Raw genomic sequence first — 12,058 nt, forward strand, 5'->3', positions numbered from 1 at the left:
CCTAGACTGTTGATCGGCCTCGCATGAGTCCGTTTAACCTCTTGAGGTTGCTGAGACTGCGGGTTGCTGGGTCAGTCGGTGGCTGCTGCGACGATGACGTCCCACGGCACGTCACGGCGTGTCGGTGCGGGCGTCGCCGCGCGGACCAGCCAGTTCGCCCCGCCCGTGTAGCGGAAGCGCCGGTTGCTGCGCGACTGCTGCTGCTGGGAGGCGAGAACGCGCTGCCGGCGCAACTCCACGGGTTGCCCGACCGCGAGCGCCGAGGGGGTGGGGGCGTTCTTCTTGCTGCGGCTGCCACCTCGCACGGTGAGGTCGTCCAGGGTGATGACGAGTTCTCCGGTGCTGCTCATGCGGGTGTCGCTGACGGTGGCGCGGAAGCCGGTCGCGGTGGCGTCGGTGGTGCTGCCTTCGATGCTGCTCCGGGCGCGCAGTCGGCAGGGGAGGCGGTCGGCGGTCAGTTCGACGCTGCGGTTGTTGATCCAGGTGAGGGTGCCGGTGACGATCGTTCCGTCGAAGCGTGCCCGGTCAGCGACCAGGGGGTCATCGAGGCGCTGGGAGTCGTAGAGCTCGGTGGCGTCGCATCGGGTGGCCAGTCCCAGGGCTGCCTCGGTGCGGGTGTCGGACCTGCGAAAGTTCCAGCCGCCGCCGAGGCGGTCGAGGTGGTACTTCCATGACCGTTCGTCGCCGCTGGCGGTCGGTTCCAGACCGGGTAGCGGGGTTCCGTTGGTGGCCAGATCAGCGAGGTCGAGTAGGTCTGCACCCGTGGCGCTGCCGAGGGCGGGGTTGGGGGCCGTCAGGTGGTGCCAGGCGAGCCAGGTCTCGGGGTGACGCTCGGCACGGGGAACGTCGCCGGTGTACCAGCGCGCGGTGCAGGTTGCGACGACGTTGAGGACGGCTGCGCTGCCGGGGTGCTCGGCGCGTTGCAACCACCAGGCCAGGACAGCGGCCTGCGCGTCCCATCGACTGCCGCGCGGAGTGTGGGCCAGGACAGTGTGCAAACGCTGCAGGGTGGCGGCGTCAGCGACGACGAGGGTGCGGAACGGTTCGCTGGGGGCGTCGGGGTCCGCTTCGGCGCTCGGCCCCGCGTTCGGCCCGGCGTTCGCTGCGGGGCTGCTGCTGGCGCTCGCGGCATGGGTGGGGCCGGCGGGAGTCGGTCCCGTCGGGATCGTCGCCGTCGTCGGGGGCGTCGTGAGAGTTGGCGGGATGGTGATGGTGGTTCCGACGCCAAGGGCCGCGAGCGCCGAGAGGGCGTCGCGTCCGTAGCCGGTGGCGGTACGCACGGAGGTGAGGTGACCGTCGGGGGCGCTACGGGGGTGGGCGCGTTCGGTGGCGGTCAGTGCCCAGCGTCCATCGGGGTGGGGCATGAGGGTGATCGCGAGGGGTTCGCGGGGGACGAGGGCGGGCGCGTACTGCGAGCGATTGACGAGGTGTCCGGTGGTGGCCGCGCGCAGGCGGGCGGCGAGGTCGTAGTGCTCGGTGCTCACTGGTCGTCTCCGTCCGTTCCGGTGGTGCTGGTAGCGCTGGGTTCGGTGCTCGGATCGGGCAAGGTCAGCTGTGTCGGGCCGGTGGGGGAGGCATGGCGGGCGGCGGCCGACCATCCTGCCCACAGTGCCGACGCCAGGTCACCGTTGCAGTCGCCGTCGAGTTTCTGGGGAGGCTGGGGGCCTGTCTGGGGGGCGGTGTAGGGACCGGTTAGGGGGAAACTCAGGATGGTCTCGAGGTCGATGCCGGTTCCGGACAGGAGGTCTTCGGCGTAGTCGCGAAGGGTTGCAGGCAGATGGTTCTGCGCCAGAGGTTCCGTGGCGGGTCCTGTGGTGGGCTCCGTGGTGGGCTCGGCGGTGGGGTGCGATGCGCCAACGGGGTTTCTCATGCGAGAAACACTAGCGCATCGCACCGATACGACCGCGAGTTTTCCACACCCGGGCCGGATGGGCTTACGACTCCCCGGGGATCGCCACCGTGTGAGCCCACGACGGAACCGTCGCGAGAACGCCGTCCCCTTGCGCCGAACCGAGGACGCCGACGATCAGACGTGACCGGGTGGGCTCGGCGGGCCAGGGCGTGTAGCCGTCGGTGAGAACTACGATTGCGTCCGGACGGGGCCGCAACTGCTGCGCCGCAGCGATACCGACGCGCATGTCCGTTCCGCCGCCACCGGATAGGTCCACGTCCTCGACCACCGTGCTGGCCCGCCGAACGCGGGTGGTCGCGGCCACGTCAGCGTCCACGGCCAGCACGCTCAGGCCCCGCTCGGGAACGCCGGTGGCCTTCACGATGCCGCCGATCTCCCCCAGGGCGGTGCGCAGCAGCTGCGCTCCCACCGACGCTGAGGTGTCCACCACAACCGCGACGGTGACCTGCGGGCGGCGAGCGCCGGGGGTGAGGATGCCGGGCAGGCGGTGACGCGGCAGCCGCGTGTAGGTGGGGGAGGTGGACCCGGCGCGGTACTGCACCGCGCGGCGGATCGTTGCGGCGAGCGCCCGACGCCAGTCGATGGTCGGTTCGGCCAGGGTGCTTTCGGCCCAGCGCCGCAAACCGGCAGGGACGCTCCCGCGCCCGCGGCCACCGGGGTTGGCAGCGGCGTGCTCGCGCACGGCGTGGGCGACGGCGCGGCGGACGAGGTGCGCGCGGGCGGGGCTGAGTCCGTTGGTGAGGTCGTCGGTGTCGGTCAGTTCGGCGTCGGTGGAATTGTTGGCGTCGCGCGAGGTGCGGGTGCTGCCGGGGGCGGGAAGCTCCCAGGATGCGGGCACGTCGCCTGCGCCGGAACCGCATCCGATGCCGTTGTCCCCGTTCCCGTCCCCGTTCCCGTCCCCGTCCCCGGCGTTCTCGCCCTGGTGTCCGCCGTCGCCGTGCTCGGAGTCATCGAGGGAATCGTCGGGGTGCTGGTCCGCGAGCGCCCGGTAGTAGCTCTCCTCGATGCCTTCCAGGGGCAGGCCGAGGGCGGCGGGGGTGATCGCACCCTCGGGCAGCGCGATGGAGGCGGCGAGCAGGTCGTCGTTGATCGCGGCGTCGGTGGCGTAGTTCCACAGGAGGTGGTTGCGGTGCGGTCCCAGCGCCTCGGCGCGGCGGGCGTGGTCGCGCAGCAGGTGACCGACCTCGTGGTTGAGGACACCGGCTGCCTGTTGCGGTCCCCAAGCCGCCAGGGTGGCCGGGTCGAGGTAGAGCCGCCAGGAGGCGTCCACGGCGAAGGTGCCCAGCCCCTCGGCGGCGACGGGGGAGACGCTGAACAGGGCGTGGGCGAAGTAGGGGCAGTCCTGCAGAGCGCGCAGGCGCGCGGCGGTCAGGCTCTGGTGCTCCGCGGCGCTCAGGGGCCGCAGCTGCGGCGCTGTGGGTGAGGGGGCCGGCTCGCTGCCCTGCGGACTCGTGGTGGCGGCAGAGGGGCCGCGAGCGCCTTCGTGGCCGGGGCCGGCGGTGACGGCGTGCAGCGCCGGTCGCTGAGTCGATCGCGATGCGGGGTGCGGGCTGGGGGTGGTGTGGGTGCTCACGCGGCGTCTCCGGTTTGTGCGGTGCCCGCGAGGTCGGGGCTGGTGGCGGGGCTGACGGCGGGGCTGGTGGTCGCGCTGGTGGGGGCGAGCAGGCCAGCGGCGGCGAGGACGGCGGTGAAGTCCTTCACCGCGCGCGGCGGGGTGGCCGAGGTGGGGCGAGCGCGCATCAACGCGGCGGCGTGGGCGGCGGCGACGTCGCCGCGTCCGCACTTGGCGGCGTGGGAGAGCGGACCCCATGCCTCGCGCCAGGCCGCAGCGGTCTTGCGTCCGGTGCACAGCGCCACGACCCCGGCCAGGATCGCCCAGGCGCGGGAGGGGTCGGTGTTGTGCCAGTCCACGTCGCCGGGGGCCGCGAGCACGTCCACGGGGTCGGGAAGGTCGTTCAAGCGGCGCCAGGACAGGAACTCCGCGCCCGCCCCTTCCCCGACCAGGCCGCTGACCGCGAGGAACTCGGCGTTCTCCCCGGTGGGGTCGCTGGTGCAGGGCGTCAGCGCCGAGAGCACGTCGGCGGTCATGGCCCACGTCCGGCGCGACGGCCAGGGGCCAGCGGCGCTCGCGGCGTCGGTGGGTAGGCGGTGCAGCAGTTCAGGGCGGTGACGGATGAACGCCGCGACCTGCGCGCGCATGATCGCTCGGCGCTCGCGGGTGGGTTCGACCACGCCGCCGAGGGCGGGCATGTGCCACCCAGAGGTCATGCCCTCGATCCACGCCTCCACGCCGGGGGCGTAGGTCAGGTGCAGGAATCGGTTGGCCAGCGGGGCGTCGAGGTCGTCGCCGTCCACGGCGATGTTGGAGGGGTTGGCGGCGGCGAGGATGCGCACGGAGTCGGGCAGGTGCAGGTCGCCCACGGTTCGGTCCAGGACGACGCCGAGCATCGCCTTGCGGACGTGGGCCGGGACGGTGGTGACCTCATCCAGCAGCAGGTGCGTGCTCTCCCCGCTGGCCAGTCGCTTGGCCCAGGCGGGGGGTTCCAGGAACACGCCGTCGGGGCCGACGACGGGTAGGCCGTTGAAGTCGCTGGCTTCGCGCAGCGAGCCCAGGACGGTCTCGCAGCGCCCGCCTGCGGCGGTGGCCAGGGTGTTGGCCAGGGAGGACTTCCCGACGCCGGGGTCGGCCATGAGCAGTGGGACGACGTGGGCGCGGGTGGCGGCGTCGATGACCCGCAGCAGGGTCGTGTCGTCGGCGGCGACAGAACCCGATGCGGGGGCGGCGGTGCTGGTGCTCATGGGTGGGTTCTCCTGAACGATCAGAGGGGGCGGCGGTCGGCCGCGTGGGATGCGCTGCGAGGGGGGCGGGGGGCGAATCACCCGCCCCCCTCGCAGTCTGTGGGGCTACTCGGGGTCAGAGGTCGAGGTCGAAGGGGTCGAGGTCGTCGGGGGAGCCATCGGCGTCTCGTTCGGTTTCGTTGGTCTCGCCGCATCCGGTGCAGTGCCAGGTGCCGATCACGTTGCCGTCGGGGTAGGTCACGTCTGCGTCGCCTTCCCAGCCGCAGTCGTCGCTGTCGCAGGTGACGGCTTCGACCTGGGTGTCGTCGAAGACGCGCGAGCCGACCCAAGCGGTGGGGCTGAGGAATCCGAGTGCCATGACGTTGCTCCCGTCTGCTTCCCCTGTGGAGGGGTACTGGTTTGAGTGTTGGCCGGGTCGCTGTCCGACCAACACTCAAACCATAGCACACTATGTGTGCGAGGTATCAAGCCAGGGGGAGTTCACCCAGCCCCCGGCCATGGCGGCGTCCATCGCGGCAGCGGCGGGGGACAGGGGTGGTTCGTACGCCTCGGCCCAGGTGGGGCGGTCGTCGGCGGGATCACCGGGGAAGTCGTCGCCCAGGTCGAGCGCGTCGTAGTCGGATGCGTCGTAGCCGAAGTGGTCCATGGTGGAGCCCCTATCGCGAGTGCCTACTGGTTGGTGTTGGGCGGGTCGCTATCCGACCAACACCCAAAGCATAGCACACTATGTATGTCTCTGCGAGGCAGTTCCGATTGGCGGTCGCGGGGACCCATGAGTACTTGAATGGGAGGTTCCACACCCCGTTCTAGTTCCATAGGGTGCGTACTGTGCGCAGACGGAAGACGCGAGATCGGGCAGGCGGTTGCGTGCCTTGGTCTACAGCAGGAGCTGCGGCGAGAAGATGCGCGCCTTCGTGGTTGACCCAATTCAGGTGCTGCGAGAACTGGAGCTGCCTGGCAATATGGCCTCATGGCTGAAGCCTCTGGCTACCCGACGGTCCTCTGGCACTACACGAGCACGAACGCTCTGAACCTCATACTGGAGGGGCGGGTGGCCGGCAGCGACGTTCGGACACCGAACGTTCGGATGGGGCACACCGACCTCCTGAACGATCCACGGGAGCGCCGCTTGGTCTACGAGACCTACGAGGAGTTGCTTCAAGAGCGAGCCCCGAAGGAGTACGTAGCGCGACGGCGGGCCGAGGGGCTACCGTTGGGCTTCGATGTGGATGACCCGGTGATGTACGCCTACGCCCCGTTCTCGCTGTCCTTGAGCAAGAACCCCGACAACCTCTTGCTTTGGCTTCAGTACGCAGACGGCCTCAGGGGAGTGGCCATCGGGTTTCGAACGACCACGTTCGGTCAAGGTCCGCACCCCGAACGGGAGTTCGCTCCATCGACAGTGGGCTACCGCGTCGAGGACATCAAGATGACCGTCGAGGGAGACGTCATCCGGCCGAGGCTGAAGATGTCTCACCTGGGTAGAGCGATCGACTTTGCCGACGGCTTGGCGTTGTCCCGACTAGGTTGGCACGCAGCTAATTTTAAGACCAAGGGATGGCGGCAGGAGGAAGAAGTTCGTTTCACGAGTAGACCTGTCGTCCCAGAAGACTTTGGAACTCCTGAGGCAGTTGCTAGCGCGAAAAGTCGGTGGCAGTGGGATGGGTCGAAGCCGTACCTGGTCTTGCCCTTCGACCCCGCCGCGGCCATCGAAAACCTCCGAGTGGGGCCCCTGGGGGACGTCGCGATGGTGGAGCGTATCCTGGATCGCTGGGGTCTCTCGGTGCCCGTTGAGAAGTCTCCAACCCTGTATCGCCGTTGACCAGGTCGCCCGACGCGTCGGTCTCGCGGACCTGAGGTGTGGGAGAAGCCGTCACGGCGGCGGGGGTGACGAACGACGGTGGTCAGACGCCGGTCGGTGCACTCGGGGATGAAGCACTCCAGGTGTTCCTTCGCCCACGCCTTCAACGCCCGCGCGTCACCGTCGGCGAGGCAATACAGCTCCCCTCCGTCCTTGTACCGGGCCCACACCAGGCAACGCTCACCGTCCTGAAAAGCAGCGAGCTCTCGATGGTCATGGCGGGCTGAAGACACCTTTGATCACTCGGCGCTCGCCGTGCCCTCTTAAGCGTCCGCAACATCCCTGCAACATCCCCGCGACGGCCCCGAGTACTGGGGACTAGGCTCCATGCCGCTCGGCGAGGCTGGCAGCCCCCGCTGGGGGATCTGTGAGCCCTGCCAGATGGCGGCGCCCAGCATGAAGCTCAGCGGGACACAGCAACGCTGGCACAGGTAGTCCGAGAGGGAGCCGTCTCTTCCTGACCCTTACGGAACCGGCTCCTGGTCCCGAAGTCTCACTCCGCACGCTCCGAGGCAATGGCCGCGGTCAGGGTGGCCGCGTCGGGCAACGCGGCGCGTTCCTCAGGAGGCAAGCGGTCGTAGGTGTAACTGGCCACCGCGACGGGGGCGGCAGTGCTGGCCAGGGCGTAGCGCACCGCCTGCTCACGCGGGGCCTTCGTGCACAGCAGGATCCCCACGGTGGGGGCATGCCGGTCAGGGCGACGCAACCGCTCATCGACCAAGGCAACGTAGGCACCGAGCTGACCGGTGTAGGAGGGGGAGAAGGCGCCCACCTTCAACTCGATGACGACGTAGCGGACCTGCTCAACGGAGAAGAACAGCAAGTCGATGATCATCTCGCTGTCATCGACGGAGAAGTGAACCTGGCGGCCAACGAAAGCCATCCCATGGCCGAACTCGGTCAAGGTCTCCTGCAGCCGGTCCATCAAGGACTGCTCGACTTCACGCTCAGCCGCCGGTCGGGTCAACGCCAGGTGCTCGAAGACGTAAGGGTCGCGGGTCAGTTGCTGGGCCAGGTCGGAGTCTGCCGCCGGCAGCTGCGCGGCGAAGTTGGAGACCGCCTCCCCCTCACGCCGGTGCAGGCCGGTAGCGACGTGATGCTCCAGCACGTTGCGAGACCAGCCGTACTGCACGGCGCTCGCGGCGTAGTAGTCCCGGAGGGGCTGGGTGTCGAGGCGGTCCAGCAGGAGCCGGACGTGGCCCCAGGGAAGTTGTCCCACAGCTTGTGGGACGAATGCGTTCTCCACGGGCCAGGCCGCGGCGAAGGAGCGCATGTAGTGCAGGTTTGAGCGTGACCAGCCGCTTTGGTCGGGGAAAGCGGCGCGCAGGTCTTTTGCGAGGCGGTCGATGACCTTGCCGCCCCAGCCGGCGTGCTCTTGGCGCTCGAGGATGTCGCGGCCGATGGACCAGTACAGCCGCAGCAACTCGGTATTGGCGGCGCGAGCGGCGCGGACTTGGGTGGCGCGGACCCGCTCCTTCAGCGCCTCCAGCAGCTGGGCATAGCCACTGGGCTCGAGCCCGCCGTCAGAGCTTGGGGTCCGCGCGCTGGTCATGCCCTGATCTTGACGTACGGGTCCGACGCAGACCGTAGGGGCTTTAGGGGCTTCGGGTTGTCGTTGACGCCGAGGGCGAACTGCGCCGCCTACGCCCCGCTCCAGTGAGCGCACGTGGCGACGACGGTGTCTCTGGTCACGACGGTGTCCCTGGTGACGACGGTGTCCCTGGTGACGACGACCGTCGGATTGTGGTCAGCCGGGCGAGGAGCGCTGGTCCAGTCAGTCGGCACAGTCGGGGCAGATCAGCTAACCGTCACTGTTGCTCTGCGCGGCGTGCAGCTGGCTACGGTGCTTGACCAGGAAGCAATTGGTGCAGGTGAACTCGTCCTGCCGACGCGGCAGGACCTGCACCGACAGTTCCTCACCGGAGAGGTCCGCATCGGGCAGCTCGAAGCCCTCGACGGCGTCGGTCTCGTCCTCATCGACGCGGGAGAACGACGTCTTCTCTGTGCGTCGGGTCTTCAGTTCCTCGATCGAGTCGGTCTCGAGGTCCTCGTCGGTCTTGCGTGGTGCGTCAGGTCCAAGCCTCTCGGCTGTCGGGCATGCCCTCCGGTCGACTCAGTGAATCGCGGCAAGGCTGCAGATGCGTCTCCGCAGTGACCCGAATTCGGTGCGGCGATCAGTAGATCGTTGCCTCCACCCCGACGATGTTCAGGTTCTCCCGGGCGAGTGCCTTCTGCAGGTATTGCCGGTCGGCGACCTCCCCGGCCAGCCAGGCGAACGGGTCGTCACCCTCACTGCGCGAACGCGCCAGGGCCTTGGAGACGGCGTAGCCGCCCTTGGCGCCGACCTCGACGGTCGTCCCGTTCTGCAGGGTCACGCGGAAGCGGACGTTCTTGCGGCCCCCGCGCTGGCTGCGCGCGGCGCGGCGCAACGCTCCCAGCAGGCCCTGGCGAGCCCGCTCCCGACCGCTGCCTTCACTGCGTGGTGCCGTCACCGTGTGCTGACGCACCCCGCCCGGCAGGTAGGTCGTGCTGTCGCTGAACCCACTGCCCCGCCCTGCTCGTCCGCCTGAAGCGGGGGAGGGCTGGCCGCCGCCGGCGGGCGACTGCGGCTGTCCAGCGGCCTCGGCTTGCTGAGATCCCGCACCTTCTTCAGGGCGGCGGGTCGACTCGGAGGCTCCTCGCGGTGCACGTACCCGCATGAGCTCACCGTCGCGTCCGCGCCGGCGCGCGGGCGGCGCCTGAGTCCGCCCGGTCTGAACCAGTTCGTTCAGGGCGGTGACGTAGAGCTGCCCGCTGCTCTGCCCCTGCACGACCTTGCGGATCATGCGGGGAGAACGGCCGAGCTCACGCGCGATCTCGCTGACGCTGAGGCCGTAGGCCCGCAGATCGGCGATCAGGTCCGCCGCGCTGGGAGTCGAGGAATCAGGCACCCGCCACCTCCACGCTGACCGCGTCAGCCGCGTCGACCGCGACATCGGAAGACGGCGTCGACCATGCTGAACCAGTCCCCGCCGCCTCGGCGCGCTGGCGCAACCGGTTGCGTTCAGCGGCGGTGGTCGGCAGCTTCACTGCGGGCAGCCACCCCTGCAGGCGCATCCGCCCGACGTCACCGTCGTCACCGCCACCGGTGGCGATCGGTAGCGACCACCCCGGGACCTCGGTGGTGTAGATCGCGTCGCCGTTGACCGCTAGCAACGTCGCCGGGTCGACCTCCAACGCACCTCCCAAGCTGGCCAGGCCCACCCCGGGCAGGCGCGTCGACAGGGCCGTGGGGCACTCCAGCACCCGAGCCCGACCCCGCGACCACACCTGCGCGGCCAGTTCCGGGCGGTACAACGCCGCCGCCTGACCCTGCGGGCGCGCAGCGCGGGTGCGGAACACGAACGCCTCTCCGTAGCGCACCAACGTGGACGCGGCCGCGGGTGGCACATCACGCGCCGACCACACGACCTGCGTGGTCTCCCGTCCCCGGGAGGCGAACGCGCCGATCCCTTGGATGAGGATCGCGCGCATCGCGCTGACCGCGGCGGCGCGCACCGTCGGGGGCAGGTCCTGAGCCCCGGCCAGGCGCTCGCGGGCGCGGCGGAGCCGGTCGGCCCAGGTGTCCAGGACGCGGGCCTTGGTGAACTCGATCCCGTCCAGGAACTCGATGCCCCAGCCGTGGTCCAGGGCGAGTTTGAGTTCCACCCCGTCGACCCAGGTCTCACCGTGAGCCCCGGGGACGTTGGGGTAGTGCCAGCCGTCGTCGGCGTCGTGGTGGGCGAGGGGGAGCACACCGAGGGTGTCCCAGCCGTCGGGGACGGTGAAGCGGACGTGGAAGCGGGCGCGGGCGTAAGGGTTGGACGCCAGGAGCTCCTCGGCCTGCTCCCCGGTCAGTCGACGTGCGGGGCCAGTGCCGAGTTCGCGGCACAGGGCGGCGTACATGAAGCGGCCGTCGACATAGGCGAACCCGCCCCGGGGTTGTTCGCCCACGTCGACCAGCGGTCGGCAGGACCCGCACGCGCAGGCGCCGGCGCCGGTGGTGAGGTGTTCGATGCGGTGCTGCCCGGCGGTGCGGTGCAACAACTCGGCAGTCTCGGGGTCGAGGGGTTCGGGGTCGAGGGTGCGGGGTAGGGACTGCGCCCACAACTGCGTTCCCGTCGCGGCCGGGGACTTCAGCAGTTCCGCGTCGCGGGCGACGGACTTGAGCGCCTCCGAGGTGGCGACCCAGGCCTGGCGGGCTTCGTCGGGGGTGAGGGAGGCGTCGGGGGAGGTGAACCACTCCGAGGCCAGGCGGACCTCCAGCTTGCGGCCGGTGATGTCGTGGGTGAAGCGGCCGGTGGGGGGACTGGAGAGCCAGTGCCCTCCGGCGCTCCAGCCGGGGGTTTCGGTGATGAGCCAGTGCTGCTCGCCCAGGCCCTGCTGGGGGATCTTCCCGGTCAGCATGATCCGCTCGGCGGAGAGGTTGTGGGCGGTGTCGAGCAGGTCGACCAGGACAGGTCGCTTGCGGCGTCCGGTGATCTTGGGGGTGACGCGGGCACCGCTGTCGGTGACGCCGATGCCGGTGACGTAGTCCAGCCACACGGTCGCGACGGGGCGGACCTTCCAGGGGGCGGGTCTCATCGGAGGACTCCTGTCGATCGTGATGCCGTCGTGGTGAGTCTTGAGGCCGTCCTGGTGGTCGTCCCGACCGCGGTCGCTGTCGGTGTCAGGCCCAGGGGTTGAACGGCTGCTCCCTGCGCGGCGCGGAAGCGTCGCCCGGCGTAGCGCGCCCGCACCTGTTTCGTCGCCCGGCTCACCTCGAAACGCACCCGCCCGTCCTCAGCCAGGCGGAATCCGCGGATGGCGGCCACCGCGACGACGAAGCCGCACACATCACCGACTAAGGCGGCCCCGAGGTAGCGCTCAGGGCGACAGATCCACCACCCCGCCCAGGCGTCCTCACGCTCAGCTGCGCTCAGCCCGTGACTGTGGGCGAAGGCGTGCCACCCCTGGTACCTGCGTCCGCCGCGGTGCAGGGGATCCGGGGTCAGGGGAGCGAGGTGGACGGCAAGGTCGGGGGAGGGGCTGGGCAGGTCCACCCAGGGGCGGGTGGCGAGTTCGCGCACGCGGGCCTCGTCGTAGCGCCAGTGCCCGCCCTCGGTCTGCATCGTGCGCAGGGTTTCCTCGTCGCCCAGCAGACCCACCTCGCGCAGGCGGTTCAACTGGGCGGGATTCACCCCCAACAGGGCTTGCGCGCGGGTTCCCCCGATGGGGGGTTCGGTGATCGTGGCTTGCTGGGGCATGGCTCGTCTCCGGGTCGGCGGTGACGCCACGCTATACCCCCTGACATGTCTAATCCGTCTTGTCAGGGATGTGTCTCGCGTCGCCTCGGAACACGACCGGTGGGGATCGAATCCTCGGTCACCCTGTTCCGGATCGTTCCCTGGGGGTCTACCGCTGAAACCGTGGCAGCGGTCAGGACAGGGAGGTAGAAAGCAGGCGGGTGCTGACGCGGGGGAGCCGGC

At 70.0% G+C, this 12,058-nt stretch carries 12 protein-coding genes; 1 reads left to right on the forward strand and 11 read right to left on the reverse strand.

What is annotated here, in order from left to right; genetic code table 11:
* Positions 1-71 precede the first annotated feature (71 nt).
* The 6 genes from AC0I8G_RS16065 to AC0I8G_RS16090 form a co-directional block, all read right to left on the reverse strand.
* Positions 72-1,484 carry a hypothetical protein gene (locus AC0I8G_RS16065; RefSeq protein ID WP_471730826.1) on the reverse strand — a complete coding sequence of 471 codons (1,413 nt, stop codon included), beginning with the start codon at positions 1,482-1,484 and terminating at the stop codon, positions 72-74.
* Complete coding sequence (locus AC0I8G_RS16070; protein WP_471730827.1) at positions 1,481-1,870, reverse strand: hypothetical protein; 390 nt, start codon at positions 1,868-1,870, stop codon at positions 1,481-1,483. Before AC0I8G_RS16070 ends, AC0I8G_RS16065 begins: the two co-directional genes overlap by 4 nt.
* Positions 1,871-1,934: 64 nt before the next feature.
* Positions 1,935-3,485, reverse strand: a complete 1,551-nt coding sequence (locus tag AC0I8G_RS16075) for a vWA domain-containing protein (RefSeq protein WP_471730828.1) — start codon at positions 3,483-3,485, stop codon at positions 1,935-1,937.
* Positions 3,482-4,711, reverse strand: coding sequence for an AAA family ATPase (locus tag AC0I8G_RS16080; RefSeq protein WP_471730829.1), 1,230 nt, complete (start codon positions 4,709-4,711; stop codon positions 3,482-3,484). Before AC0I8G_RS16080 ends, AC0I8G_RS16075 begins: the two co-directional genes overlap by 4 nt.
* 115 nt (positions 4,712-4,826) lie before the next feature.
* Positions 4,827-5,069 (reverse strand): hypothetical protein, encoded by a 243-nt coding sequence (locus tag AC0I8G_RS16085; RefSeq protein WP_471730830.1) that lies wholly within the window; start codon positions 5,067-5,069, stop codon positions 4,827-4,829.
* A gap of 90 nt (positions 5,070-5,159) precedes the next feature.
* On the reverse strand, positions 5,160-5,357 hold the full coding sequence (locus AC0I8G_RS16090) for a hypothetical protein (protein ID WP_471730831.1): 198 nt from the start codon (positions 5,355-5,357) through the stop codon (positions 5,160-5,162).
* A gap of 324 nt (positions 5,358-5,681) precedes the next feature.
* Here AC0I8G_RS16090 and AC0I8G_RS16095 point away from each other — a divergent pair, with 324 nt between their 5' ends.
* Positions 5,682-6,533 carry a hypothetical protein gene (locus tag AC0I8G_RS16095; protein WP_471730832.1) on the forward strand — a complete coding sequence of 284 codons (852 nt, stop codon included), beginning with the start codon at positions 5,682-5,684 and terminating at the stop codon, positions 6,531-6,533.
* 532 nt (positions 6,534-7,065) lie between these two features.
* On the opposite strand, the gene AC0I8G_RS16100 is transcribed toward AC0I8G_RS16095, so the two are convergent.
* The 5 genes from AC0I8G_RS16100 to AC0I8G_RS16120 all read right to left on the reverse strand — a co-directional run bounded on the left by AC0I8G_RS16100 (position 7,066) and on the right by AC0I8G_RS16120 (position 11,836).
* Complete coding sequence (locus AC0I8G_RS16100; protein WP_471730833.1) at positions 7,066-8,124, reverse strand: PDDEXK nuclease domain-containing protein; 1,059 nt, start codon at positions 8,122-8,124, stop codon at positions 7,066-7,068.
* A 249-nt stretch (positions 8,125-8,373) separates the two neighbouring features.
* The gene (locus AC0I8G_RS16105; protein WP_471730857.1) at positions 8,374-8,601 is read right to left on the reverse strand and encodes a DUF4193 family protein; all 228 of its coding nucleotides are present in this window, start codon (positions 8,599-8,601) and stop codon (positions 8,374-8,376) included.
* A gap of 145 nt (positions 8,602-8,746) precedes the next feature.
* Entirely contained in the window at positions 8,747-9,502 is a 756-nt protein-coding gene (locus AC0I8G_RS16110; RefSeq protein WP_471730834.1) for a hypothetical protein, read from the reverse strand.
* Complete coding sequence (locus tag AC0I8G_RS16115) at positions 9,495-11,174, reverse strand: hypothetical protein (protein ID WP_471730835.1); 1,680 nt, start codon at positions 11,172-11,174, stop codon at positions 9,495-9,497. Before AC0I8G_RS16115 ends, AC0I8G_RS16110 begins: the two co-directional genes overlap by 8 nt.
* Entirely contained in the window at positions 11,171-11,836 is a 666-nt protein-coding gene (locus AC0I8G_RS16120; protein ID WP_471730836.1) for a hypothetical protein, read from the reverse strand. Before AC0I8G_RS16120 ends, AC0I8G_RS16115 begins: the two co-directional genes overlap by 4 nt.
* Positions 11,837-12,058: the final 222 nt, after the last annotated feature.

It is taken from the genome of Kineococcus sp. AC630 (assembly GCF_979255925.1).